Annotated in this window: 29 protein-coding genes; 14 read left to right on the top strand and 15 right to left on the bottom strand. The window is 68.1% G+C overall.

Going from position 1 to position 24,527, the window contains the following annotated elements; translation table 11 throughout:
• Nucleotides 1–815: 815 nt before the first annotated feature.
• The gene (locus FHS44_RS02750) at nt 816–2,189 is read right to left on the bottom strand and encodes a xylan 1,4-beta-xylosidase (RefSeq protein WP_184712261.1); all 1,374 of its coding nucleotides are present in this window, start codon (nt 2,187–2,189) and stop codon (nt 816–818) included.
• 360 nt (nt 2,190–2,549) lie between these two features.
• On the opposite strand from FHS44_RS02750, the gene FHS44_RS02755 reads away from it, so the two are divergent.
• The gene (locus FHS44_RS02755) at nt 2,550–3,392 is read left to right on the top strand and encodes an SGNH/GDSL hydrolase family protein (protein ID WP_184712262.1); all 843 of its coding nucleotides are present in this window, start codon (nt 2,550–2,552) and stop codon (nt 3,390–3,392) included.
• A 6-nt stretch (nt 3,393–3,398) separates the two neighbouring features.
• On the opposite strand, the gene FHS44_RS02760 is transcribed toward FHS44_RS02755, so the two are convergent.
• A complete protein-coding gene (locus FHS44_RS02760) occupies nt 3,399–4,175 on the bottom strand; it encodes a GNAT family N-acetyltransferase (RefSeq protein WP_184712263.1) in 777 nt (258 codons plus the stop codon).
• 417 nt (nt 4,176–4,592) lie between these two features.
• On the opposite strand from FHS44_RS02760, the gene FHS44_RS02765 reads away from it, so the two are divergent.
• Nucleotides 4,593–4,862, top strand: a complete 270-nt coding sequence (locus FHS44_RS02765) for a GlsB/YeaQ/YmgE family stress response membrane protein (RefSeq protein WP_184712264.1) — start codon at nt 4,593–4,595, stop codon at nt 4,860–4,862.
• A gap of 181 nt (nt 4,863–5,043) precedes the next feature.
• Here FHS44_RS02765 and FHS44_RS02770 read toward each other — a convergent pair whose 3' ends face one another.
• Complete coding sequence (locus FHS44_RS02770; RefSeq protein ID WP_184712265.1) at nt 5,044–6,069, bottom strand: sporulation protein; 1,026 nt, start codon at nt 6,067–6,069, stop codon at nt 5,044–5,046.
• A gap of 252 nt (nt 6,070–6,321) precedes the next feature.
• Between FHS44_RS02770 and FHS44_RS02775 the strand changes: the two genes are divergently transcribed.
• Entirely contained in the window at nt 6,322–6,945 is a 624-nt protein-coding gene (locus FHS44_RS02775; RefSeq protein ID WP_221460297.1) for a YoaK family protein, read from the top strand.
• Here the strand turns inward: FHS44_RS02775 and FHS44_RS02780 are convergent.
• A complete protein-coding gene (locus FHS44_RS02780; RefSeq protein ID WP_184712267.1) occupies nt 6,940–7,479 on the bottom strand; it encodes a hypothetical protein in 540 nt (179 codons plus the stop codon). The two genes, FHS44_RS02775 and FHS44_RS02780, sit on opposite strands and share 6 nt — an antisense overlap.
• Before the next feature lie 414 nt (nt 7,480–7,893).
• Here FHS44_RS02780 and FHS44_RS02785 point away from each other — a divergent pair, with 414 nt between their 5' ends.
• Nucleotides 7,894–9,045: a methyltransferase domain-containing protein gene (locus FHS44_RS02785; RefSeq protein ID WP_221460298.1), complete on the top strand. Its 1,152-nt coding sequence runs from the start codon at nt 7,894–7,896 to the stop codon at nt 9,043–9,045.
• A 164-nt stretch (nt 9,046–9,209) separates the two neighbouring features.
• Entirely contained in the window at nt 9,210–10,352 is a 1,143-nt protein-coding gene (locus tag FHS44_RS02790) for a methyltransferase domain-containing protein (protein ID WP_221460299.1), read from the top strand.
• A gap of 3 nt (nt 10,353–10,355) precedes the next feature.
• On the opposite strand, the gene FHS44_RS02795 is transcribed toward FHS44_RS02790, so the two are convergent.
• Complete coding sequence (locus FHS44_RS02795) at nt 10,356–11,162, bottom strand: class I SAM-dependent methyltransferase (protein WP_246435055.1); 807 nt, start codon at nt 11,160–11,162, stop codon at nt 10,356–10,358.
• 72 nt (nt 11,163–11,234) lie between these two features.
• On the opposite strand from FHS44_RS02795, the gene FHS44_RS02800 reads away from it, so the two are divergent.
• Nucleotides 11,235–11,837, top strand: a complete 603-nt coding sequence (locus FHS44_RS02800) for a TetR/AcrR family transcriptional regulator (protein ID WP_184712268.1) — start codon at nt 11,235–11,237, stop codon at nt 11,835–11,837.
• Nucleotides 11,838–11,997: 160 nt separating this feature from the next.
• On the opposite strand, the gene FHS44_RS02805 is transcribed toward FHS44_RS02800, so the two are convergent.
• Nucleotides 11,998–12,945: a helix-turn-helix transcriptional regulator gene (locus FHS44_RS02805; RefSeq protein ID WP_184712269.1), complete on the bottom strand. Its 948-nt coding sequence runs from the start codon at nt 12,943–12,945 to the stop codon at nt 11,998–12,000.
• 101 nt (nt 12,946–13,046) lie between these two features.
• Here FHS44_RS02805 and FHS44_RS02810 point away from each other — a divergent pair, with 101 nt between their 5' ends.
• Entirely contained in the window at nt 13,047–13,994 is a 948-nt protein-coding gene (locus tag FHS44_RS02810) for an alpha/beta fold hydrolase (RefSeq protein WP_184712270.1), read from the top strand.
• A 45-nt stretch (nt 13,995–14,039) separates the two neighbouring features.
• Here the strand turns inward: FHS44_RS02810 and FHS44_RS02815 are convergent, their stop codons facing one another.
• The 3 genes from FHS44_RS02815 to FHS44_RS02825 all read right to left on the bottom strand — a co-directional run bounded on the left by FHS44_RS02815 (nt 14,040) and on the right by FHS44_RS02825 (nt 15,450).
• The gene (locus tag FHS44_RS02815) at nt 14,040–14,252 is read right to left on the bottom strand and encodes a DUF397 domain-containing protein (RefSeq protein ID WP_184712271.1); all 213 of its coding nucleotides are present in this window, start codon (nt 14,250–14,252) and stop codon (nt 14,040–14,042) included.
• A gap of 170 nt (nt 14,253–14,422) precedes the next feature.
• Entirely contained in the window at nt 14,423–14,635 is a 213-nt protein-coding gene (locus tag FHS44_RS02820) for a DUF397 domain-containing protein (RefSeq protein WP_184712272.1), read from the bottom strand.
• Nucleotides 14,626–15,450: a helix-turn-helix domain-containing protein gene (locus FHS44_RS02825; protein WP_184712273.1), complete on the bottom strand. Its 825-nt coding sequence runs from the start codon at nt 15,448–15,450 to the stop codon at nt 14,626–14,628. The genes FHS44_RS02820 and FHS44_RS02825 overlap by 10 nt, the downstream gene beginning before the upstream one ends.
• Before the next feature lie 215 nt (nt 15,451–15,665).
• Here FHS44_RS02825 and FHS44_RS02830 point away from each other — a divergent pair, with 215 nt between their 5' ends.
• Together FHS44_RS02830 and FHS44_RS02835 are read left to right on the top strand one after the other, a co-directional pair.
• Nucleotides 15,666–16,133 (top strand): ATP-binding protein, encoded by a 468-nt coding sequence (locus tag FHS44_RS02830; protein WP_184712274.1) that lies wholly within the window; start codon nt 15,666–15,668, stop codon nt 16,131–16,133.
• A gap of 189 nt (nt 16,134–16,322) precedes the next feature.
• Nucleotides 16,323–16,517, top strand: a complete 195-nt coding sequence (locus FHS44_RS02835; protein ID WP_184712275.1) for a hypothetical protein — start codon at nt 16,323–16,325, stop codon at nt 16,515–16,517.
• A 126-nt stretch (nt 16,518–16,643) separates the two neighbouring features.
• Here the strand turns inward: FHS44_RS02835 and FHS44_RS02840 are convergent, their stop codons facing one another.
• Nucleotides 16,644–17,234 (bottom strand): dihydrofolate reductase family protein, encoded by a 591-nt coding sequence (locus tag FHS44_RS02840; RefSeq protein ID WP_184712276.1) that lies wholly within the window; start codon nt 17,232–17,234, stop codon nt 16,644–16,646.
• Nucleotides 17,235–17,402: 168 nt separating this feature from the next.
• Between FHS44_RS02840 and FHS44_RS02845 the strand changes: the two genes are divergently transcribed.
• Genes FHS44_RS02845 through FHS44_RS02855 form a run of 3 tightly spaced genes read left to right on the top strand, consistent with a single transcriptional unit; the run spans nt 17,403 to nt 19,227 of the window.
• On the top strand, nt 17,403–18,125 hold the full coding sequence (locus tag FHS44_RS02845) for a CPBP family intramembrane glutamic endopeptidase (RefSeq protein WP_184712277.1): 723 nt from the start codon (nt 17,403–17,405) through the stop codon (nt 18,123–18,125).
• A gap of 14 nt (nt 18,126–18,139) precedes the next feature.
• Nucleotides 18,140–18,505: a PadR family transcriptional regulator gene (locus FHS44_RS02850; protein WP_184712278.1), complete on the top strand. Its 366-nt coding sequence runs from the start codon at nt 18,140–18,142 to the stop codon at nt 18,503–18,505.
• Nucleotides 18,502–19,227, top strand: coding sequence for a hypothetical protein (locus tag FHS44_RS02855; protein ID WP_184712279.1), 726 nt, complete (start codon nt 18,502–18,504; stop codon nt 19,225–19,227). The genes FHS44_RS02850 and FHS44_RS02855 overlap by 4 nt, the downstream gene beginning before the upstream one ends.
• Here the strand turns inward: FHS44_RS02855 and FHS44_RS02860 are convergent.
• The 4 genes from FHS44_RS02860 to FHS44_RS02875 form a co-directional block, all read right to left on the bottom strand.
• A complete protein-coding gene (locus tag FHS44_RS02860) occupies nt 19,201–20,064 on the bottom strand; it encodes a class I SAM-dependent methyltransferase (protein WP_184712280.1) in 864 nt (287 codons plus the stop codon). The two genes, FHS44_RS02855 and FHS44_RS02860, sit on opposite strands and share 27 nt — an antisense overlap.
• A 220-nt stretch (nt 20,065–20,284) precedes the next feature.
• Nucleotides 20,285–20,470: a hypothetical protein gene (locus FHS44_RS02865; RefSeq protein ID WP_184712281.1), complete on the bottom strand. Its 186-nt coding sequence runs from the start codon at nt 20,468–20,470 to the stop codon at nt 20,285–20,287.
• Between the two features lie 301 nt (nt 20,471–20,771).
• Nucleotides 20,772–20,969, bottom strand: coding sequence for a ferredoxin (locus tag FHS44_RS02870; protein WP_184712282.1), 198 nt, complete (start codon nt 20,967–20,969; stop codon nt 20,772–20,774).
• Between the two features lie 29 nt (nt 20,970–20,998).
• Nucleotides 20,999–22,210 carry a cytochrome P450 gene (locus FHS44_RS02875; RefSeq protein WP_184712283.1) on the bottom strand — a complete coding sequence of 404 codons (1,212 nt, stop codon included), beginning with the start codon at nt 22,208–22,210 and terminating at the stop codon, nt 20,999–21,001.
• A gap of 152 nt (nt 22,211–22,362) precedes the next feature.
• Here FHS44_RS02875 and FHS44_RS02880 point away from each other — a divergent pair, with 152 nt between their 5' ends.
• The gene (locus FHS44_RS02880; protein WP_184712284.1) at nt 22,363–22,944 is read left to right on the top strand and encodes a TetR/AcrR family transcriptional regulator; all 582 of its coding nucleotides are present in this window, start codon (nt 22,363–22,365) and stop codon (nt 22,942–22,944) included.
• A gap of 9 nt (nt 22,945–22,953) precedes the next feature.
• Here FHS44_RS02880 and FHS44_RS02885 read toward each other — a convergent pair whose 3' ends face one another.
• Nucleotides 22,954–23,427 carry an RrF2 family transcriptional regulator gene (locus FHS44_RS02885; RefSeq protein ID WP_184712285.1) on the bottom strand — a complete coding sequence of 158 codons (474 nt, stop codon included), beginning with the start codon at nt 23,425–23,427 and terminating at the stop codon, nt 22,954–22,956.
• Between the two features lie 80 nt (nt 23,428–23,507).
• Here FHS44_RS02885 and FHS44_RS02890 point away from each other — a divergent pair, with 80 nt between their 5' ends.
• On the top strand, nt 23,508–24,251 hold the full coding sequence (locus FHS44_RS02890) for an SDR family oxidoreductase (protein ID WP_184712286.1): 744 nt from the start codon (nt 23,508–23,510) through the stop codon (nt 24,249–24,251).
• Nucleotides 24,252–24,527: the final 276 nt, after the last annotated feature.

A 24,527-nucleotide genomic window follows, 5' to 3' on the forward strand; every position in this document is an offset into this window, starting at 1 on the left:
ACTGGGCCGACTACGGGCACTGCTGGACGGGGGCGCGGCCGCGCACGGCTGGGACGCCCCGTGCTGGATCACTCTGCGCATCGCGATGCTGATCCCCGACATGTTCCACATCCCTATATCCCACGCGGATGTCCAACCCGCTCAAGCGGCTGGGCTGGTCGTTCCAGATCTCGGCGCACCGAGCGATCCGCCGTGATGAGGCCCGCGTGGCCACCCGGGTCAGGCGGGGGCGGCTGGCAAAACCTAGGGCTCTGGCACGTCTTCGCCGACGAGTCCGGCCATGCCTGAGACCGCTCAAAGGCCACACTTGAGCCCGCACGGGACACACTCCGAGGCGGCCGGTGTCCTACTGCGGCTCGGGTCTCGATCGCCTCGCTAATCTGTGTCAAACCTGGATAGCGCACCCGGCTGAGCCCGCCGCACGCTCACCTACCACTGCCGCGCGAACGAACCCAAGGGCTTCAGTGAGGAGACCTTCCAAACCCTACTGAGTGCCGCTCATGCCCAACTGGGCGAAGTCTGGGGCAAAGTGCCCAAGCACGTCAGCATCCCGATGCGCGAGCGGATCGCCGCACACGAGGACTGGCCGCGAGTTCACCGGCTGTCGCCGTACGCGCCCGATCTCAATCTGGCCGAGGCGTTTGGCCGGCATTGCGCACCAAGCTGTTCACCGTCAGCGACATGGACCAGCTCGCCAGCCAGCGCAAACCCATGCGGTACCATTCCGACCTGTCAACGGATTCATCGCCGAGACAGGTCTCACGCTCGACCCGCTGCAATCCCTGGCTTTCTTCCTCGGGACGAGGAGATCCGTTTTAGCGGGCGCTCCACCTGACCTCGTGGGGCTGGAGGGTGACCTTCTTGCCGTCCACGGTGGCGTCGATCTTCTTCTCGGTGGTGTTGACCATCACCAGTTGTTCGGGCTGGGCCAGCACCCGGATCGCGGGGTTGGAGGAGGTGACGTCCTCAAGCTTGGCGTCGGCGGGGAACCATTTGGCGAAGCCGCTGACCAGCTTGCCGGTCGGCAGCAGGGCGCCGGTCTTCGGGTCCCACATGCAGCCGTCACAGGCACCGCTCTTGGCCTGCGGGTTCCAGTACAGCGCGGTCGCCGCGCCGCTCCTGGCGAACTCGATCATCGAGGCGGCCTGTACGGCGAGCCGCTTGGCAGCGGGCCACGCGGTGCCGTCCTCGGGGACGAAGTACCACTCCGACCACCAGATCGGCATGTCCCCGGTCTTCTTCCGCAGCCAGGAGGTGACCGCGCTGAACTTGCCCAGCGCGCCGAAGGCGTCGGGCAGCAGCTCGTGGGCGTCGGTCAGCGAGGCGCCGTCGACTACGACGAAGTCGGCGCCCTTCTTGTTCTCGAACCAGTAGGTGAAGGCGTCCAGGACGTTCTGGTTGACGACCCCCCACGACCCGCGCAGCTCGGAGGTGCCCTCGCGGTTGGTGTCGAACCCGATGTACGGCCCGCCTATCTTGGCGTCGGGCCTGACCTTCTTCACCGCGTCGTAGACCTTGTTGTACAGCTCCGTGTAGCCCTTGTAGTCGGCGGGCTTCGAGTGGTCCTTCCAGAATCCCTTGAGCTCGTTCCAGACCATGAAGTACTTGACGTCGCGATACCGGTCGGCGACGGCCGCGGACAGTTTCGCGAAGTCGTCGAAGTGCTCGGGGTAGGGGGCGTCCTCAAGGTGCTCGGCCCAGGCCGACTCCTCCGTCGGTCCCTGGGGGCCGCCCTTCATCCAGTCGGGCGCGCAGCACAGCGTGATGACGGGTGTGCCACCGGACTGCCGCATGAGGTTCGTCCGGCTGTCGAGGTCCTCCCAGTAGTAGTCCCCGGGATGCGGCTCGGGGTTGAGCGCGCCGAAGCCCATGATGTGCTGGTTCTGCAGCATCGGAATCGGGGAGAGCGCCTGGCTCACGTCCTGTTCGAACCGCTGGGTGACGTTGTTGGCGCTGATCCCGGTGTGGGTGAAGCCCCAACGTGGCCAGTCGGGATCGACCGAGGGCGGCGTGGCGATCTCACTGGCCGCCTGGGGCGAGGCGCTGAAGCGCTGCGCGTCGGGGGTCGCCCCACCGTCGTCGCCGGAGGAGCAGCCGGCCGCGACCAGCGTCACCGCGACGATCGCGGCGGCCGAGGCGATCGCCCGGCCGCGGAGACGCCACGTCGATCCCGCGTTACCCGATGACACCTTGGTCTCCATCCGATACTCACTGTTCGCTTTGTCCAGAGCGTTCCATGGTCGTGGAGTAAGCGGAGAACACGGGAGATGGTTCACAGGCAAGCGTTATGCCAACTTCACCGGCCTCTGCCGTGCCGTACGGCCTGAGCTGGGGTGATTTAACAGGGAGTAAGCAGAAGGTGAGGAAAGTCACCGGCTCTCCCGAGAGCCGGGGGTCGCCGGGGCGGTGTGGGATCTACGACATCCGGGGCTCGGTGCTCGGCACGGCCCTACAGTGGGTCTCCGAAGAACGGGGTGTCCCGTTCCCGTTTCCCCCGAAAAACCCGGATATTTGCTCATTTGTCCACCGAAATGGTGCAGCATGGCCGGGTGTCTCCTCCTGACAAGAGCGACATGACCACGGACGATCCCCATCCCCGAAGGACCGCGCGGACGGCCCTCCTTCTCCTGATCGTCCTGCTCGGCCTCACGCTCGACCTCCCCACCACCGCCCCGGTGCGGGCCACGGCGGTCAGCCGTACGGTCGTCAAGGAGAAGCAGGAGAAGAACGTGGTGCGGACCGTCGTCGGGCTCGGGGACTCGGTGCCCGCGGGGTCCGCCTGCGACTGCGACCCCTACGTCTCCCTGGTCGGCGACGCCCTGGCCACCCGGCAGGGCACCGGCGTCGCCACCGAGAACCTCGCGGCCGCGGGGCTCACCACCCGGGGACTGCTCGACCAGCTCGACGACGACACGACCAGGCGAACCCTGCTCGCCGCCGACCTGACGATCATCACGATCGGCGCCAACGACTTCGACAGCGGCACGGTCACCGACGACGCCTGCGGCCCCGGCAACGACCTGGCCTGCTACCACGACGATCTGGTACGGCTACGCGCCAACATGGACGCCATCCTCGCCAGGGTGCGCGCCCTGCGACCCCGCCGTGAGACCCGCGTCCTCGTCACCGGCTACTGGAACGTCTTCATGGACGGTGCCATGGCACGGGCCGAGGGAACGGCCTACGTGACCAACAGCGACAGCCTCACCCGCGCGGTCAACGCGACCCTCGCCGCGTCGGCCGACGCCGCGGGCGCCCGGTACGTGGACCTCTACACGCCCTTCAAGAACGGTGGCGACGACACCGCCCTGCTCGCCGAGGACGGCGACCACCCCGCCGCGACCGGCCACAGACTGATCGCCCGCGAGGTGCTCTCGGCGATCTTCCGCTGACCGGCGTCAGGGAGCCCAGACGTAGGGGGTGGTCGTGGTCACGGCGTGGAAACCGAGCCGGGTCAGGATCGGCCTGCTCTCGTCGGAGGCGTCCACCTGGAGATAGCGCACCCCACGCGAGGCCGCCCTGCGCGCCCGCTCCGCGACCAGCGCCCGGTAGATGCCCTTGCCCCGCCAGGAGGCCAGCGTCGAACCACCCCAAAGTGAGGCGAACTCCGTGCCCGGCCGGTAGGCCAGCCACGCCGCGGAGACCACCTGCCCGTCGGCCTCGGCGACCAGCACGGTCAGGTCGTCCGGCGCGGCGGCCAGCCGTGCCGCGAGGTCGTCGACAAGCCACCCCATGTCGGTCTCCCACACCTGGGACTCCATCGCGGCGATGCGCCGCAGGTCGGCGAGGCTGTGGACCTCCCGCAGGACGACCCCGGCGGGCAGAACCGGCTCGGCCGCGGTCTCGGCAACCAGGCCGATCATGACCGTCTCGGTCTCCTCGGCCTGGAAACCGGCCTTGACCAGCCGTTCCACGATGTCCTCCGGGTGGTCGTGCCCCCGGGTCTTCCACTCGACCGCCTCACCGCGCGCCGCGAAGAAGTCGCGCTGCCTGGCGATCAGTTTGTCCAGCGCCGCGCCCTCGATCCCCAGGTCACGGGGGCCGGTCACCAGACCCCGATGCTCGCCGACGACCCGCAGCACCGGGCCGTCCTTCTCATGGGAGACACCGGCCGCGGGCCTGGGAGGGACACCGCGCATCTGCTGGTCATAGACGTTCAAAAGGCCGCGGATCATATCCCGAGCGTACCGGCGAGGGACGGAGCACACGCTAGGCCCAGGAAATCGTTCTCGGCGGGCGGACACGGACGGGAAGGAACACGGCGTGGCTTTGCGGAACGTTAACCCCGAACCCCGGTCGCATCGGGCAGAGTAGGAGGGGGGCCGCGATCGAGGGAGAAGAACATCGTGGTTCTGCCTGGCGGGGGTGGTCTCTGGCGGAGACACACCCGGTTTCCCGCCGTCGCGCTGTGGATCCTGATGACGCTGCTGAACGTCTACGAATTCCTGATGACCTTCTGAAGCGCCGCCGCCCCGCGCGGCGGCGCTTCAGAGCACCGGGAACCACGGCGGGGTGTCCGGCCGTTGAACGCGGTGTCAGGTTGACCGCCTCCCACCCCCGGTCGGAGGCAGCCTCACAGGAGTGTGCGCACCATGGCAGTGACCGGCATAATCTCCGCCCTCATCGTCGGTCTCGTGGTCGGAGTCCTCGGACGGCTCGTCGTCCCCGGCCGACAGAACATCCCGATCTGGCTCACCATCGTGATCGGCATCATCGCCGCGCTGATCGGCACGGCCATCGCGACCGTGCTCGGCGTGGCCAGCACCCGAGGGATCGACTGGATCGAACTGATCATCCAGATCGCCCTGGCCGCCGTCGGCGTCGCTTTGGCAGCGGGCCAGTACGGCAGGCGCCGCCCGTAGCCGCCCTCCACGAGAACGAACGTGGCCCCCACCCACATCGGGCGGGGGCCACGTTCGTTTCACCGTTCAGGCAACCGAGCCATCTGAGAACTGTTCAGAACCGTCCGGTGGCCGAGCTGCGGAATCACCGGAGACCAGGCGTGAAGGTCGAACGGCCAGAACCACGTGATGACCGGACCTATCAGTCGTCGTCGCCCTCGTCGTCACCCTCGAAGATCTCCTCGACGATCTCACCGGCGACGAAGCCGCCCACCACACCGGCCGCCCCGGCCGCCGCGACCGTGCCCCACCCGGGCCCGCCACCATGGTGACCGCCGTGGTGACCGCCATGGTGATGGTCCCCATGGTGCCCTCCGTATCCTCCGTGGCCCCCATGGGCATAGGGGTCGTGGTGACCGTACGGGTCATGGTGACCGGACTGGAAAGCGCCGTGACCGCCCTGGGCCAGACCGGCGAGCCAGCCGTTGATCTCCGCGGCCCAGTCGCGGTGCGGCGCCCCGTGATGGTCGGTCTGCCAGTGGGCGTAGACGTCGCCGCCGTGGCTGTAACCACCGGAGCGCTTGTCGGCCTCCAGGATGATGTCGATGCCGCCGGGGTTGGTGACGAAGGTCAGCTCGACCTCGTTGATCCGCCCCGAGTACGCGGGCGGCGGATAGAACTCGATCTCCTGGTAGAAGGGGAGCTGCTGGTGGACGCCACGGATGTGGCCCATCTCCAGGTCGGCGCTCTTGAAGTGGAACCCGAGCTGGGAGAAGGCCCGCAGCACCGCCTCCTGGGAGGGCAGCGGCTCGACCACCAGCGGGTCCAGGTCGCCCTTGTCCACCGCGGCGGCGATGGCCAGCTCGGTGCGCACCCCCAGGGCCATGCCGTGCAGGTGCTGCCCACCGATCTCGGAGATCGGCGCCTCCCAAGGAACCGGGATCTGGAAGGGGATCACCCTGTCCTGTCCGGTGCGCAGGGAGAACGGCCCGGAGACCGTGGCGTGGTGGAACTCCAGCAGCCCGACGTGCTCTCCTTCGCCGCGCTCGGACTCGGCCCGGGCGACCAGCCCGAGCGCGACGTACTCGATCTCGGCGTCGAAGTCACCCCCCTTGATGCGCACCTCGCCGTGCAGCGCCCCACCGGGCTGCACGCGCGGGGTGGACAGGACCGTGTCCACCGAGGGACCTCCGACACCGAAGGCGCCCAGCATCCGTTTGAAGATCACAGCTTCCTCTCCTGCTACCGATGCGTGTGAGATGTGATCATCTGCCCAAACGGCCGCGCCACCACCGGAGTTCCCAACGACCGGATGCGGCCACCCTCCGGTTGGGGCCGTGCGTTTTCGCGGGTAGGAACCGTCTCACGTCGGCACGGCGGTGGGGAGCACGGGGATGAGCCGTACATGGGGACGGTTGTGAGGGGTGGGTTTCGGTGGGTTTCTGACCTGCTGTTTGATTTTGGGGAGAACCGGCACGGGGTGCTGCCCGCTCTGCTGGTGGTGCTGACCGTCACGACCGGGCTCGTGGACGCGCTCAGTTTCCTCGGGTTGAGCCGGGTCTTCGTCGCCAACATGACCGGAAACGTGGCCTTTCTCGGATTCGCCCTGGCCGGGGACCCGCAGTTGTCGGTGTGGGCCCCGCCCCTGGCCGTCGCCGTCTTCACTGCGGGGGCCTGGAGCACCGGGCGCCTGGCCCGGTGGATGCCGGACGCGCGGCGGGAGTTCACGATCCTCACGGCCGCGCACGCGCTCCTGGTCGCGGTGGCCCTCGTGGTCGCCCTGCTCGCGGGTCACCGCACGGTGGGTGTCCGGGCGGCGCTGATCGCCCTTTTGGGGTACGGCATGGGCCTGCAGAACGCCGCGGCGCGTCGGCTCGCGGTGCCCGACCTGGTGACCATCACCGTCCTGACCAGCACCCTCACCCGCCTGGCCGCCGACCCGCCGGAACGGGCAGGGCTGCGCCGTTCGGTCTCGATCGCCGCCCTGTTCACCGGAGCCCTGGCGGGCGCCGCCCTCTTCCTGAACCTCGGCGCCGTACCGGTCCTGGCCCTCGCCGTGGCCCTTCTCACGGTCGTGACCTTCGCCTCGCGTTCCCGGTCATGACGCGTTCTGCGGAACTCCCGTGTGCGATGCCCTGACCCATTTCTCGTCGACCTTTTCTCCGAAGAGCGACTCGGCGGTGATCAGGGCGGCCCTGGCCCAGTCGTCCTTCCATGTGTCGTATCCCGCGGGTGTGGCGGAAATCCATTTATTGACGCTTTCGATGTCGGGTTCTGGAATGAATTCCCAGTCGAAGGGATCGAAGAAAATCGCGGGTTTTTCGCCCGTGACGTAGGTGATTCCGGGCGGCGTGGTGTCGCTCCAATGGACGCTCAGACACGGTCCGTACTGGGCGAGAGGTCGCAGGACATCGTTCGTTGGGCAGCCGTTGGGCTGAATCACCAGCGTGCCTTTGCCGAGACGGCCGACAAGCAGGCGAAGCTCGGGAAGCAGGGCGAGAGTGGTGGGCTCCGCCTCGGTGGCGGCCACGCCGTACGCGGCCAGGACGTCGTGGGGTGACGTGGCCGAACACCATGTCAAACCATCCACGTAGCCAAACTCGTCATTGAACCAGGTGAGATACTTGTCGTCGATCACGGGTTTTCGCCTTTCTTATTTTGAATTCGGCGTGTAGCCGGTCATCGACTTCGTTCCTTCCCGGAACGGGTCTTTCCCAACAGTCCGATCCGCGTTCACACGGGACAGGATGGCGACAACATCTCCGAATTACCATGGAGAGCCGCACGTCGCCATTGCGTACAGACCAGACTTACCGCCCCACACATCGCCCATCATCCCAGAGATCTCGTAATACCGTGGTTATTGAATTGTTTCTCCCTGGTATCTCATCGTGAGATTACGATGACCGCGAGCGCTCCAGATTGGGGGCAGGCGAGGAAAGGAAGACAGCCGAATGGGAGACCACGAAGGCAAGCTGACGCCGGCGCACTCGGACGGTGCCGTCCCACATGGAAAGCACGAGAAGCCGAACGAGGGCCCGAAGAAGTGAGCATGCAGCGGGAGCTGCGTGATCTGTTGATGGAGACGGGGATGCTGACCCCGGACTGGGAGACCGCCTTCGAGACGGTTCCCCGGCATCTCTTCCTGCCCGAGGTGATGTGGCCCGCCACTGAGAAGGGGCATATCACCGTCTCCAGGACCAACGATCCCGATGGGTGGTGGCACTGGGCCGACGCCGACGTGCCCATCGTCACCCAGTGGGACGACGGCCGTCACACCGGCTCCGCGCCCGGCGCGCTGGCCACCAGCTCCAGCTCGATGCCCACCGCCGTGCTGCTCATGTTCGACGAACTGTCGGTGTTCGATGGAGCGAGGGCGCTGGAGATCGGCACCGGCACCGGCTGGTGTGCCGCCCTGCTGTCGGCTCGGCTCGGCGAGGCGAACGTCACCTCCGTCGAGATCGACGAGGCGGTGGCCGACACCGCGCGCAAGGCCCTGGAGGTCGCCGGTTGGCACCCCGAGGTCGTCACCGGGGACGGCCTGCTCGGCTGGCCGGAGGGCGCGCCGTACGATCGCATCCTCGTGACGGTCGGCGTTCACGAGGTTCCCCGGGCCTGGATCGAGCAGACCAGGCCCGGCGGGGTGATCGTGATGCCCTGGGGCACCCGCTACAGCGGGCAGAACGCCGTCGTCCGGTTGGTCGTCGCCGACGACGGCACCGCCAGCGGGCGGTTCTCCAGGGCCACCCGGTTCATGCACGTGCGTTCCCAACGTCTGGACTGGCCCGAGTTCGATGACTACCTCCCCGGAGAGGGATGGCCCGCCGACACACGCAGCTCGACCACGGATCTGCCATCCGCGCAGATCATCGACGAATCCGACTACGCCGCCTCCGACTTCGCGATCAGTCTCCTGGTGCCCGACTGCGTCCGTACTTTCGCGCGCAGCCCACAGGGGGTGCAGACCATGTGGCTGTACGGCCTGGCCGACCGGTCCTGGGCGGCGGTGTACTTCGACGAGGACTCGCAGGTCTACCAGGGCGGTCCGCGCAATCTGTGGGATGAGGTTGAGAGCGCGCATCGGTGGTGGGTCGAGCGGGGAAGGCCGGGGCACGAGGAGTTCGGCCTGACCGTCACCGCCGATGGACGCCAGGAAGTATGGCTGGGCGAGCCATCCACGCCCGTGCCGCATATCGTTTCTTGATCATCACAAGCTCCCGAGCTGGGAGCCCGCCAGAGGAAGGAAGGCACGCGCATGGGAGACCACGAAGGCAAACCGGCCGAAGACCGACCGAAGGGGCCGGAGTTGGATGGGGGAGCGCCGAGGGGTAAGCACGCGAAGCCGGAGCCAAAGCCGGAGTCCGAGAAGTGACCTTGGAGGCCGGGCGGCGGGAGCTGCGTGGGCTCGACTGGGAGGCGGCCTTCGAGGAGGTTCCTCGGGAGCTGTTCCTGCCCGAGACGATGTGGCCGGACGGTGGGAGTGCCGTCTCCAGGGCCGACGATCCTGAAGGGTGGCGGCGCTGGGCCGACGCCAATGTGCCGATCGCCACCCAGTGGGACGACGGCCTCCACACCGGCACCGACCCCGGCCAGGTGGCCAGCAGTTCGAGCTCCGCTCCAAGCCTGGTGTTCTGGATGTTCGCCGAGCTGTCGGTGTTCGACGGGGCGAAGGTGCTGGAGGTCGGCACCGGTACGGGGTGGTGCGCAGCCCTGCTGTCGGCCCGGCTCGGCGAGGCGAACGTCACCTCCGTCGAGATCGACGAGGCGGTGGCCGAGGTCGCGTGCGGGGCGCTGACCTCGGCCGGGTGGCATCCGAGGCTCGTCGTCGGGGACGGCCTGCTCGGCTGGCCGGGGGGCGCGCCGTACGATCGCATCCTCGTGACGGCGGGTGTGCGGAACGTGCCGCGGGCGTGGATCGAGCAGACCCGGCCCGGTGGGGTGATCGTGATGCCCTGGGGGACTCGCTACAGCGGGCAGAGCGCCGTCGCCCGGTTGGTCGTCAACGGCGACGGCACCGCCGGTGGGCGGTTCTCCTGGGCCACCCGGTTCATGCACGTGCGTTCCCAGCGCCTGGAGTGGCCCGACCACGAGGACTATCTCTCCCCGGGCGAGGACTGGCCCGACGGCACTCGCCGCTCGATCACCGGCGTGCCGGTCGCGGAGGTCGTGGACGAGTCGGGCTACGAGGCGTTCGACTTCGTGCTCGGCCTGCTGGTTCCCGAGTGCGCCCGCACCTACGCGCGCAGCCCTCGGGGAGTGCAGACGATGTGGCTGTACGGCCTGGCCGACCGGTCGTGGGCGGCGGTGTATTTCGACGGGGACTCGCGGGTCTACCAGGGTGGTCCGCGCAGTTTGTGGGACGAGGTTGAGGTGGCGTATCGGTGGTGGGTCGAGCGGGGGAGGCCGGGGCACGAGGAGTTCGGCCTGACCGTCACCGCCGATGGACGCCAGGAGGTGTGGCTTGGCGGGCCGTCGGCGCCGGTGCCGTGTGCCGCGTCAGCCGTACGGTAGACGTCAGGTGGTCCGGGGTGCGGTGAGGGCCAGGGTTGTGTAGGGCATGGTGAAGCCGCCTCCGAGGGTGTCGATGGCGGCTCCGACGCTCTCCAGGACCTCGGTCAGTTTGTCCGGGGGGAGCTGGGTGAGCGCGCCGGTGGTGGGGAGCAGGTCGAGCCAGTCGGCGCGGCTGTAGTGGCGCTCCCAGTCGAACCGCCACTGTTCCGGCTCGCCGAACCCGGCCTCCTGCCGGATGCCGTCGGCGAACGTCGCGAACATCAGCCGGTAGATGTCCCCGGCCGGTTTCGGCGGCGCGGCGCTGAACGGTGAGTCGGGGACGACCTTCCTGAGGGCCGTGGCGAAGGCCTCGGCGACGAGGGGCGGTGGGTCGTAGACGTGCGCGAACACCGCCAGCAGGCCGCCGGGCCGCAGCACCCGCGCCGCCTTGGCCGCGCCCGCGACCGGGTCCACCCAGTGCCAGGACTGCCCGGCGACGACCGCGTCGAAGGTACGGCCCGCGTCATCCCAGTCCTCGAAGGTCGCGACCTCCACCTCGACTCCGGTACGGCGGGCGAACCCGGCCATCCGCGCGTCCGGCTCGACCCCGAGGACCGTGCATCCGGCCGCCAGGAACTGCCGGGCCTCTATGCCGGTGCCGCAGCCGACGTCGAGGAGGTCAGGGCCGGGGGCGGCGGCGATGATCCGTCGCACCAGGTCGTCGGGATAGTCGGGCCTGGCCCGGTCGTAGCGTTCGGTGTCCACTCCGAACGACTCGGCCATCTGCCTGGCCTCATGTGCCTTGTTTCGCTGGGGCTCTATAGTGGGCATGCGCCCACCATAGTGGGCACGTGCCCACTCGACAACCGGGCAGTGGTTCGCGGTGAGCGAAGGAGGAACGGGATGCCGACCGGGGTGGCCCTTCGGGACGTACGGCAGCAGCTTTTCGACGCCGCCGAGCGCATCCTGCTCAGGGACGGGGCGAACGGCCTGACCAGCCGGGCGGTCACGACCGAGGCGGGCGTCGCCAAGGGTGTCCTGCACCGGCACTTCGAGGACTTCGACGCCTTCCTCGCCGACCTCGTGGGGGACCGCATCACCCGGCTTGAGGGCCAGGCCGCCACTTTGCGAGGCTCGGCCGGGACCGGTGACGTCGCGGGCAACCTGACCGAGGCGCTGGCCGACCTGTTCGATCCGGTCGCCGTGGCGATCGTCGGTCTCATCATCTTCCGGGACGAACTACGCGTCCGGCTGCGTCGGACTCGTCCGGCCCCGGGCATCCCGGTCCTGACGGAGGCCGTGACCATGGTCGCGGCCTACCTGAACGAGGAGTGCGAGATGGGCCGCATCGCGGCGGACGCCGACGTGGACGCGCTGGCACTCTCGCTGATCGGTGCCGGGCACCTGCTGTTCGCCGACCGGGGGAGACCCACGCCGGGTCCCGGGGAGGTCGGCAGGGTCGTGAACGCGGTCATCGCCGACGTCGTCCAGAGACGCCTGCTGTAGCTGAGGCTTGGTGGCGAACTTCTCCTGTCCGGGGGTCTTCGCCGCCCAGGCGTTCTCCTGCGGCCGACACGGCCACCGCATGATCTTCAGGTCGAATGGTCACAGCGAGGGCCGTTCTCTCCAGAACCTGATGGTACGTACACACGCGCACCTGCCGGTCTCAGCCGTATCGCTCGATGAGCGCGTTGCCGATCGAGGCCAGGTGGTTTCGCACCTCCGGAGGGCCGGTCACCTCGATCCATTCGACCAGTCCGGCGAGCTCGCCGGCGATCATGTGCTCGTCCTGGCCGCGGATCGCGACCTCGACGCGGCCGTCGGGCGTGGGACCTCCCACTTCGAGTCGGCCGCCGAAGGCTATCCGGAGCAGGCCTATCCCGTGGGGTACGCATACCGCCCGGATCTCAAGGGGCGTTCGCCTGCGGTCGACCTCGTCGGCGATCTCGCGCCAGCTCTCGGCGAGGTCGAAGTCCTCGGGCCGGTGCACGGGGTCGTCGGTCGGCTCGACGGATGACACGCGGTCGATCCGGAACGTCCGTCGACCGGCGTCGGTGTCGGTGACGAGGTACCACGTCGGTCCTTTGGCGACGATGCCCAGCGGGTGGACGGTTCTCTCGGTTTCTGCGCCTTTGCTGTCGACGTAGCCGAGCCGTACCTGGACGCCGCGGATCACCGCGTCCTGGAGTTCGTCGAGGAAGCGAGGTGGTCGGTGCTCGACCCGGCTTGACCCCCAGCGTCGCGGGTCCATGACCACCGACGACGCCGCCGCCTCGGCCTGCACCCGGAAGGGCTCCGGCAGGGCATGGACGAGCTTGCGCAGCGCCGCTTTCACGGTCGGCGTCGCGGCCGAGGCCGGACCGGCGACCAGGAACAGGGCGCGGGCCTCGCTCGCGGTCAATCCGGACAGGTCGGTACGGGCGCCGCCCACGAGGCGCCAGCCGCCGCCCCGGCCCTGCGTGGAGTACACGGGCACCCCGGCCATGGCCAGGGCGTCGAGGTCGCGGCGGGCAGTGCGCTCGGAGATCTCCAGCTCTCGGGCGACCTCCGCCGCTGTCACCTGCCCGCGCCGTTGGAGCAGGAGGAGGGCGGCCACCAGCCGGTCGGTTCGCACCCCACAAAACTCTCACACAAACCGGTCATGAGGTGACCGGTTTCGGTCGGCAAGATGGCGACACGAAACCGATCACCCAGAAAAGATGAAGAGGAAGCGCGATGCTCAGTCCAATCGATTTTCCCGAGCCCACCATCGTTCCGGTCAACGGTGTGGAGCTCGAAGTCTTCGAAGCGGGCCGGGAGAACGCGGGAAAACCCATTGTGCTCTGTCACGGCTGGCCGGAGCACGCCTTCTCCTGGCGCCACCAGATGCCCGCTCTCGCCGCGGCCGGTTATCACGTCATCGCACCGAACCAGCGGGGTTACGGCAACTCGTCCCGCCCGGCCGAAGTGACGGACTACGACATCGAACACCTGTCGGGTGACCTTGTCGCGCTCCTCGACCACTATGGATACGAGGACGCCACCTTCGTCGGCCATGACTGGGGCGCGTTCGTCGTCTGGGGGCTGACCCTGTTGCACCCCAGCCGGGTGAGCAAGGTGATCAACCTGAGCCTGCCCTACCAGGAGCGCGGAGAGAAGCCCTGGATCGAGTTCATGGAGGACATGCTCGGCGGCGACTTCTACTTCGTCCACTTCAATCGGCAGCCGGGTGTCGCGGACGCCGTGTTCGAAGACCACACCTTCCAGTTCCTCCGCAACCTCTACCGGAAGAACGAGCCCCCCAGAGAGCCTCAGCCGGGCATGGCGCTGATCGATCTCGCCAGATCGGAAACACCACTCGGTGAGCCCATCATGAGCGACGGCGAACTTGCCGTCCTCGTCTCCGCCTTCGAATCATCGGGATTCACGGGCGGCATCAACTGGTACCGGAACCTCGACCGCAACTGGCACCTGCTGGCGGACGTGGACCCGATCATCCGCCAGCCCGCACTCATGATCTACGGCGACAGGGATGTGATCGCACGGGGCGCGAACCTGGCGGAGTTCGTGCCCAACGTGGAGGTGGTCAGCTTTGACTGCGGTCACTGGATCCAGCAGGAGAAGCCGGAAGAGACGAACCAAGCGATCCTGAAGTGGCTGGACCAGCACGATGCACTGACCTGAGAGGTCGGGAACAGGGCGGTGCGCAGGTGTTCCTGCGGCGGAAGGTCAGAAGTCGAACTCGCCGTTCTTCGCGCCGTCGATGAAGGCGTCCCAGACGGCGGCGCGTACGACGTAGGGGGCCTGGTCGGGGGCTTCGGTGTCGCGAATGCCGACGCGGCCTCCGGAGAGCGGAGCGACCTCAAGGCAATTGCCGCCGTTGGAGCCGCTCCTGGTGGCCTTTCTCCAGGAGGCGTTTTCAAGCTCTTCGCTCAGGTTCATCGCTGGCATCTCCTCTGACTCCGAGTCGGCTTTCGGTTAAGGGAGGGGTTTTGCCTGGTGGGGGGCGCCGTCCGAGGGTGGGCGGAGCCCCCTTTTTTTGTTGCTGTACGGCTCGCGGGCGTTTTGGCATTCCCTACGGCCGCTGGGAACCGTGGTCCGCGAGATAGGGGTTAGAAGTCGAACTCGCCCTTTTTGGCGCCGTCGATGAAGGCGTCCCAAACGGCGGCGCGTACGACGTAGGGGGCCTGGTCGGGGGCTTCGGTGTCACGGATGCCGACGCGGCCTCCGGAGAGCGGAGCGACCTCAAGGCAGTTGCCGCCGTTGGAGCTGCTCTTAGTCGCCTTCCTCCACGAGGCTTCCTTCAGCTCGTCGTTTAGGTCCACTTTCGGATCTTCTCCTCTATTAGGCGCTTGCTCTCCCTGCGAGACAGGGCGTCCGCCCTAATGGCCTCATACCGGATGCTTATGTATCTAACTGTCTCGGGCTGGTCGGTGACCTGGCCCGTTCCTGCGGACTCCAGATACGCCGTGTCCCTGGCTCCGGGAATCGTTGCCAAGGCGAAGCCACCGAGCATGCCGGTGGTTGAGCCCAACTCCAGGGGGGAAACTTGGACGCTGATGTAAGGAGACTCTACCGTTTCAAGTAGATGCTCAAGCTGTCCACGCAGCACCTCCTTGCCTCCCACGGGCCTGATTAGGGCGCACTCATCAAGCACCGCCCACAGCATGGGAGGAGTTTCCTGGAGGAACACGTTCTGGCGAGCCATTCGTACCGCCAGCTTGCTCTCCACGGCCTCCTCCGTCAGTCCAGGCTCTCCCCGGATAGCTGCTCTGGCATACTCCTCCGTCTGGAGCAGACCCGGGACGACCAGCGGTTCCCAGGATCGGATCGAGGTCGCGACCCGTTCCACTTCCACCCACGACCTGAACCAGCTCGGCGTGCTCTCTGCCTCTGTGGCGTCGTAAAGCTTGAGCAGCTCGCCCTCCGCACCCAGCACTCGATCGCATCGTTCGACGAGACCCCTTGCCGGACGGCGACCGGCCCGCTCCACCTGGCCGATCTGGCTGTGGCTGTAGGAGACACGGTCGGCGAGCTGTTCCTGGGTGAATCCTGCGGCCTCTCTGTAGTAGCGGAGTGCCAGGCCTAGGGCGGCCAGCGGGGTCTTCGGGTTGGGGTCGAGCTTCTTGGGGGCAGGCACGGACCCTCCTGATACCGAGGTGCTACAGATGCGACATACAGATTCCGCGCATCCGTCTAATAGATGTGCGCGGAATCCTCGTTCAGAAGGTAACCGGTTGACGGCACTCTGGGAACTGCCCAAGGGAACACAAGGGCACAGTCAAGGACTTCGTTGTACGGCTCAGCGGATATTTGCGCTATAGCCGGACGGCCTGGAGAAGGTGGGTGATTCCTATGGCAATCGGACAATCCTGGCGGGAAAGGCCGCTGGGGGAATTCGTCCTGGAAAGGGATCCGGAGTCGGTTCCGATTGCCAGGGAGAAGGCGCTGAGCATTGTCGGGGAGGACTGTTCCGTACGGGACGACCTCCTCCTCGTGGTCTCCGAACTGGTGACCAACGCGATCCAGCACCCGGAGCTGACGGGCACGATCCATGTCGGCCTGACGGCGGGCATGGGGTTGCTCATCGTGGAGGTTCGTGACCCCGGGACCTGGTACGAGGCGCCCAGGGTGGTGCCACCGTACGACCCGCTCGCCGTCGGGGGCAGGGGGCTGCTGCTGGTCGTGCTGCTGTGCGGGGGACGGTGGGGGACCTACGTCATCCGAGGTGGTGAGCGGATCGTGTGGGCCGCGATTCCTACGGCGGAGTGGGCGCCACGCGCGCAGGACGTGATCGTCGCTCGCAGACGGCTGGTGGCCTGAGCCCACAGGCGGCCGATGGCCTGAGCCGTCTCTTCGAACGGCCTCGGCGGGGGTGTCCATGGGCGATCTCGCCTGGCTCCGTCTTCCGGAGTCCCTCCCGCCGAGGTTGTCCATCCGTTCCGGAAAAGCCGAAAAGCCGGAAAGCCGAGAAGCCGAAAAGTCCGGAGAGCCGGAGAAACCGGAGAACCCATGTCCTCGAAGACGAAAAGCCTGGTCGAGTTCGTCGCCGCCCTCGTATTCCTGGGCGGGCTGCTGTCCCTTTCCATCTGGGCCGTGGCCGACCCCGCCTCGATTTCCGTGCCGATTCTGATTCTCATGGCCGTGTTGAGCGTTTCCGCGCTGATCGCGGTGCTCAAGCCGCCGAGTCGCGGGCGGCGCTGGTAAAGACTCCCCGGTAGGGCCTGAGCGGCCTTCACGGCGGCGGTCGCGGTTCATTCTGTGAACCGTACGGGCCCTACCGGGGTAAAACGCAGCAGCCCTCTCCGACGGCATCCGGAGAGGGCTGCTGTTCTACCGGTGGGACCGGTAGACGCACACCTGGGCGCCCGTGGTGGTGGTGATCGAGGAGACCAGGTCGAAGGTGCTCAGGGCGCCGTCGGCGGGGAAGATCGTCTTGCCGCCGCCGAGGAGCACCGGCATGACGACGAGTCTGAGTTCGTCGACCAGGCCCTCGCCCAGCAGGGTGCGCACCAGCGTGGGGCTGCCCATGACCAGGAGGTCGCCGCCGTCGCGTTCGCGCAGCTCCCGGATGTGGGCGACTGCCTTCTCCCCGGGCAGCAGGGTGGTGTTCTCCCAGGTCAGGTCGTCGTCGCGGAGGGTTCCCGAGACCACGTACTTCTGGATGGAGTTCATCCGGTCGGCGAACGGGTCGCCGCCGCGCTCCGGCCAGGCCGAGGCCATCGTCTGCCAGGTGCGGCGGCCGAACAGCAGCGCCTGCGCCGCCGTGAGCCCGTCGTCGAAGAAGCCGCCGATCACCTTGGGGTCGAAGAACGGGTGTGACCAGCCGCCGTGGGTGAAGCCGCCGTCGGTGTCCTCCTCGGGGCCGCCCGGTGCCTGCACGACGCCGTCCAGGCTCATGAACTCGCTGATCACGATGCGCATGGGTCTCGCTCCTTCGCTGTGCTCTCGTCCGACCGCAGACTATTGCCGACGATTTTTCCTGTCAAGACAACTCAATTCGTCGGTAGGAACGGCAGAGCAACCTAGGTTGTATCCCTAACTAGATTGCTCTACGGTTTAGGTAGCGAAGCACCAAACGGAGGTTCCCCCATGTCGTTCACCCCGCTGGCCCTTGGACTGTCGGCCGTCCTGGTCGTCTATCTGGTCGCCGTCAGCCCCCTGATCGGCAAGCGCACCTACGACAGGCTCGGCCGTACCCGAGACCAGGACCCCACCATCTACCGCAGGATGATCATGCTCTGGAGCGCCGAGCTGTGGGCGCTGGCCGGGGTGGCGCTGCTCATCGTCGCCATCGAGCCGAGCCTCGACCTCGCGGACCTCGGGCTGGAGTTCAGCAGGCCGCCGAGCACCACCCTCGGGATGGTCGTCGGCGCCGTGCTCTTCCTGACGGTCATCCTGTTCGCCCGCAGATGGGCCTCCTCCAGGAGCGCCACCCCGCGGAAGCAACTGGCCGCCGAGCACCTGCTGCCGCGCACGAAGGCCGAACGCTGGTACGCCGCGGGCCTGTCGGTGACCGCGGGCATCACCGAGGAGATCGTCTTCCGTGGGCTGCTCATCGCGGTCGGCACCGAGGCGTTCGGCCTCAGCAGGGAGGTCGCGGCGGCGCTCGCGCTCGCGGTGTTCGTCGCGGGCCACCTCTACCAGGGCTGGTTCGGCATGCTCGCGGTCTCCGTGGCGGGGCTCAGCCTGACCTTCGTCTACTTCAGGACCGGTGACCTGCTCGTGCCGATCCTGGTGCACGCGATGATCGACCTGTTCGCCATCGTGTTCACCCAGCGGAAGCGAACCGAGCTGGTCAGGGAAGCGGCATAGGTAGGATCGCCAGCGTGACGAGCGACCGACGTGCGAGCTGGCTCAAGGGCGTTCTCGACCTGCTGGTCCTGGCCAGTCTGACGGCCGGGGAGAACTACGGCTACGAGATCGCCAAGGACCTGGCCGAGTCGGGTCTTGGCCAGATCAAGGGGGGCACCCTCTATCCGGTGCTCAACCGGCTTGAGGAGGCGGGGCTGGTCACCGCCGAGTTCCGGGTCACCGAGCGCGGGCCGGGGCGCCGCTACTACCGGCTCACCGAGCAGGGCAGGCAGACGCTCGCCGAGCAGAGCGGGCTGTGGCTGAGCTTCGACGAGTCGGTGCGCGCCGTACTCGGCAGGGGCGAGGCAAGCAGGGGCGGCGGGGAGAAGGTGTCACGATGAGCGGTTACTTCGAGCGGCTGACCACTGCCCTGACCGGGGCGGGCATGTCCGCGGAGCGGGTCGAGGCGACAGTCGCCGACCTGCGGGCCTACCTCACCGAGAGCGGGGGCGACCCCGAGGAGGAGTTCGGCCCCGCGGACGAACTGGCCGTCGAGCTGACCGGCGCCTCGGCCCCACCGGAGGAGGGCGCCCGCGCATGGCGCTGGACCGCCGACCTGTTCCACGACGTCAAGATGCTCGACGAGTACGGCGCGCAGGGCTGGGAGGTCGAGCGGGTCGACGCGAAGGGGCTGTTCGTCAGCGTCCGCGACCCCGGCAGGGCCCAGCAGTGGGAGTACCGCAGGGAGCCGCGCCGTCCCGGGGTCGCCGCGCTGCTCGCCCCCGACGGCTGGGAGCCGTGCGGCACCTGGGTGGCCTTCGAGTACTACAAGCGGCCAAGAGCCGCCAGTGTGGGACCGGCCGCCGAGCTGAGCGCCCCGCCACGGGCGCCGAGGCGGGGCGTCTTCCTCAGCCCGAAGTTCTACGCCCTGGCCGCCGCCGTCCTGGCGGTCGAGGTCGTGATCCTGGTGCTGCTGGTGGTCGTCATGGGGGTCGAGCTCGGTGAGTCCGAGGGTCTCGACACCCTGCTCGGCCTGCTCACCGGGGGAATCCTCAGCGTGGCGGCCGTGACGGCCGCGCTGTGGCTGCTCAGCAGGTCACGCGGCGGGGGCCGCGACCACTGAGCGGACCAGACGGCAGCTCTCCGCGGGCAGCAGCTTCTCGTTGCTCCGCCAGCTCTCCGGATCGGCCACCTCCCGCTGACCCACATGTTCGGCGACCGTCAGGCCGTGCTCGGCGAGCGTGGCGGACAGCTCCTCGGGGGTGAAGAAGCTCAGCCAGGGCTCACCGCGCTCGGCCGCCGCTGCCGTGGCCAGCTTGGTGAAGGCGGTCGCGGTCTCGTCGCACAGGCCGGGTGCCAGGGCGTACTCCATGACGAGCTCGCTGCCGGGGGCCAGACCGGCGACCGCCGTGAGCGTGGTGCCGATGGCCTCACCCGTCAGATACATGCTGACGCCGAGCCAGCTCACCAGCGCGGGCTCGGCCGGGTCGAACCCGTGGGCGACGAGCCGTTCGACGAGGTCGTCTGTCTCGAAGTCCGTCTCGACGAAGACGGGCCCCGCCTGGGGGGCGAGGCCCGCCGCCGTGAGCAGGTCGCGTTTCCAGCGCTGGGTGGCGGGGTGATCGACCTCGAAGACCGTCACCTGCCCGGCCAGCGGCGAGCGGTTGGCGAAGGTGTCCAGGCCCGCGCCGAGGATCACGTACTGCTTCAGCCCGTCCTCGACCAGTTCGGCCAGGCGGCGTTCGGTGTACCGACTGCGGGTGGTGACCTGCGCGCGGACCCCCGACAGGATGAGGTGCTCCCCGTAGGCGCGGTGGTAGCCGACCAACTCCTCCGCCCGGTCGCCGAGCAGGGAGTGGGCGAGGGTGTCCTCGAAGACGAAGGGCTTCCTGTCGACCACCAGATGGGCCGCGCGGGCCGCCGCCGCCATGAGCGCGGTCTGGCTGTGTTCGTCGTTCATCGGCTGATTCCTTTCGCGGTTTCCAGGCCGTTGAACGACGATGCTAGGCGCACGTCAGGGTGATTGTTTCCAGCATATCATTTGAACATTAATTTCATGTAACGAGCGGATGATGATACGGAATCGTCGGGCTTTCCGTCCGCGCACGCGAAAAACGGGACCGCCCGTTTGGGCGGCCCCGCTGAGGGGTCAGACGCTCGCCGAGATCAGAACCGGACCGTCAGAGGAAGTAGTAGACGTCGACCCGGCCGTCGGAGCGGTTGGCGAAGGAGACTTCCCCCGCCTGCTGGGCCGGGGCCCTGTTGACGAACGCGGCCGCCGCGGCCGGGTTGGCCTGGATGGTGTGCCGCCAGATCTTGGGGGCCGCCGCCAGGCTTTCCTTGCTGACGCTCTCGGTGTCGCTCATGAGGTTCTGCCTTTCTGTCGAATAGCCGTCGTGGAGAGGTGGTGCAGCTCATGTATCGCACGACGAGAAAGGCGGTGTGTATGGCCCCAGGGTATGGATTGCATTTCTTTTCGAGCGGCCTGGGCATTGTTTTGAAAGGGGAAGCGCTTAATATATGCCTTTGTGTGGAAATGGCGTGCCGGGTGATTGTCGCCATTGACGGTATATGTGGCCGGGGTGGGGTGTGACATGGCGAGAAACGCGAGGCCAGAAGAATGGGCACCGGGAGTAATCGTAACGTCACGGAAATGGCTCCCGGGGGTCAGTCCTCGTGGACCGTGATGGCGGAGGTGGGGCAGACGGCGGCGGCCTCACGGACCGTGGAGTGGAACTCCTCGGCGGGTTCGGGATCGAGCAGCACGACGATGCCGTCCTCCTCGCGCTGGTCGAAGACCTCGGGCACGGTCAGCACGCACTGCCCGGCGCCGCAGCACCTCGTCTGGTCCACGCTCACCTTCATACTCAAGGCTCCTCTCGTCTCCGGGGGATTCACCACCGGACCGGCAGCTCGCTCAGCCCACCGACCGCCAGCCCCTCGACCCGCCGCAGCTCCTCCTGGGGTACGGCCAGCTCCAGGGTGGGCAGCCTGCGCAGCAGTACCTCAAGGACCACCTGCAGTTCGGTACGGGCGAGCGCCTGGCCGAGACAGGAGTGAATCCCGGAACCGAAGGCCAGGTGCTGGTTGGGGGAGCGGCCCAGGTCCATCTCGTCCGCCGCGTCGAAGACGCCCTCGTCCCGGTTGGCCGAGGCCATGCTGCAGATCACGGTGGTGCCGCGGGGCAGCGCCGTACCGCTGACCTCGATCTCCTCGTGCAGGTAGCGCGGCAGGCCGAAGCCCGCGTTGGCGTCCAGGCGCAGCGCCTCCTCGACCGTGGTGCGCACCAGCGAGGGGTCGGCCAGCAGCCGCTCCCACCGGCTCCGGTCGCCGAGCAGCATGGCGACCATCTTGCCGATCATGTTGGCGGTGGTCTCGTGCCCGGCGACCAGCAGTCCCATGCCGGTGACCACGATCTGCAGGTCGGACAGGCCGCCGTCCTCCGGGGGACCGACCGCGATCAGCTCGCTCAGCAGGTCCTCGCCGGGCTCGGCGCGCTTGGCGGTGACGTGCTCGGACATGTACTGGAAGAACTCGACCTGGGAGGCCTCGGTCTCCGCCTTCGTGTAGCGGGTGAGGTTGAGCAGCGCGTCCGACCAGTGGGAGAAGCGGTCCCTGTCCTCCGCGGGCACGCCGAGCATGTCGCAGATCACGTAGACCGGCAGCGGGAAGCCCAGGGCGGCCCGTAGGTCGCCGGGCGGCCCCGCGGCGACCATGTCGTCCACGAGCCGGTCGGCGATCTCCGTCATGGCGGGCCGCAGCGCGATCATCCGCTTGGCGGTGAACCACCTGGCGACCAGGCGCCGCCAGTGCAGGTGGCCCTCGCCCATGTCGGGGATGATCTGCGACATCTCCCCGCTGAACACCCCGCCGCCCTCGGCGGAGAGCCGGGCCGCGTCGGGCGCGGTGAGTTGGCGGGTGAAGCGGGGGTCGGCCAGCACTCGCTTGACGTCGTCGTACCTGGTCAGCAGCGTCGCCTGGTCGCCGCTGGGCAACCGCACGTGGGCCACGGGACACTGCTCGCGCAACCGCTCCCACTCGGCGGGCGGCTCAAGTGCCGTCTCGCCGGGAAACGGGTAGTTCAGGACCTGCTCGTCGGTAGTCACGCGGGCCTCTCCTCCGAACCTCCGAACGGAATGGTCTACGGGGCCTCGCCTCGGGCCGTGATGCCCGCGCCGTCGGCCTTGACCCCCGCTGTCAAACGTAACCTACATATGGAGGAAAACCTACATGTGTAGGGAGAAGGTAGATTTGTCCTGTGACCACGAGCAGAGCCCTCGGTGATCGGCGGGTGCGCCGTACCCAGAAGGCGTTGCAGCGCGCGCTGATCGAGCTCGTCGAGGAGCGGGACCTGTCGCGTCTCAGCGTGGCCGACGTCGCGGAACGGGCCGGGGTGAGCCGCTCCACCTTCTATGACCACTACCGGGACGTCCACGAGCTGGCCGAGGCCGCCTGCACCGTGATGATCGACGAGCTGATCGGGTCCGTACCCGGTCCCGGCACGGACGCGACGCGGGACGCCCCCGGGAAGCTGCTGGCCTTCTTCACCACGCTGGCCGAGCACGCCGGGCTCTACCGCGCCCTGCTCGGGCCGAGCGGGAGCGCGCGGGTGATCGACCACATCCGCCGCCGCGCCACCGCCGCCGGACATGCCGGGGCACGTCAGGCCGCGGGGGAGAGCGCACCGGACGGCGATCCGCACGACGTGCCCGCGGCCTTCGCCGCCGGGGCGCTGGTCGGGGTGGCGGCCGACTGGCTGGAGCGCGGCTGCCCGCGCACGCCCGCCGAGATGGCCGACCTGACCTGGCCGCTCTTCGTCGCCCTCTACCGGCCCCTTTAACCCCCGACGTCAGGGCTGGGTCAGCAGCCGGGAGCGGGTGCGGGCGGGGGCCGTGGCGGGCAGGGTGTCCAGGATGTCGGCGAGGGAGACCCCGGCCAGACTGCTCCGCCAGGCGTCGTGCGCGTCGGCCATCTTCCTGGCCAGCACGCAGGTGTTCCGGCAGTCCTCCTCGGGCAGCGCGCCGCGTCCCTGCCTGCGGATCTCCCTGCACTCGTACGGCGAGGCCGCCCCGCCGACCGCCTCGACGATCTGCAGGAGCGTGATCTCCGAGGCGGGCCGCGCGAGCCTGAACCCGCCCCGGGGACCCGTCGTCGCGGCCAGCACCCCGGCCCTGACGAGCAACTGCAACTGCTTGGCGAGGTAGGGCGAGGGCAGGTCGTAGTACAGCGCGAGCTGCGTCGCCGACGCGATCTCTCCCGGCGCGAGCTGCGCCAGGGACGTGGCGCAGTGCAGGACCCACTCGGTGCTCACGGGCAGCTTCATGCCATGAGTCTATCTAAGACATTGCAGATCTTTTTAGTCCGAGATACCGTACGGAGGTCAACTGGGGAGGAAAGATCATCATGCGGATCGCAGTCGCCGGGGCCACCGGCAACATCGGGGCTCTCACCGTCGCCGCCCTTGAGGGGCAGGGGCACGAGGTCGTGCGCGTCAGCCGCTCACTCGGCGTCGACCTGACGACCGGAGAGGGGCTCGACGCCGCCCTGGCCGGGGTGGACGCCGTCGTCGACGCCACCAACGCGGGCCCGGGGGACCGGGACGAGACGGTTGCCTACTTCGGCACCACGACGCGCAACCTGCTGGCGGCCGGGAAGCGGGCGGGGGTCCGCCACCACGTGCTGCTGTCGATCGTCGGCATCCACAAGGTGGACGGCAACGCGCACTACGCGGGCAAGCGGGAGCAGGAGCGGCTCATCTCCGAGGGGCCGGTGCCGTGGACGATCGTGCCCTTCACGCAGTTCCACGACTTCGCCGCCATGGTGGCGAGCTGGACCGAGCAGGACGGCGTCGCCACCATCGCGCCGCTGCTGGTGCAGCCGATCGCGCCCGCCGACGTGGCAGCCGTCCTCGCCGAGGTCGCCACGGGTGAGCCCGGGGGATACCACCCCGACGTGGCGGGGCCGGAGACGCAGGACCTGGTGGACATGGCCAGGCGCACCCACGAGGCGCTTGGCCGTACGGTGCGGCTGGTGCCGACCTGGGAGGGGCCGTTCGGGGTCCAGATGGCCGGTGAGGTGCTGCTGCCCGGTGAGGGCGCCCGCATCGCGCCGACCACCTTCGAGGAGTGGCTCGCCGGGCAGCGGTAGTCCCCGGCAAGGAGGAAATGTCGCGGTCTTTTTCCGGTGCGTTCTCCCCGGGCGATTGTGTGGCGGGTCCGGGGAGAACCGGCAGATGGGAACGCGCCAGAGGGTGCCGGGTGCCTGCCCGTTCATGACGGGAAACGGCGGACCGGTTGTCAGAGGCGCTTTTACGGGGGTTCTTGCAGGGGCGTCAGAGCGACGTTACAATCCGAATCTATTAGGAAAGTTTCCTAATGGAAAAAACGGTGAAGGGGTGTTTACCTGCCCCTTCGCGCTTAACGG

Source organism: Streptosporangium saharense, from assembly GCF_014203715.1.
Lineage (GTDB): Bacteria > Actinomycetota > Actinomycetes > Streptosporangiales > Streptosporangiaceae > Streptosporangium > Streptosporangium saharense.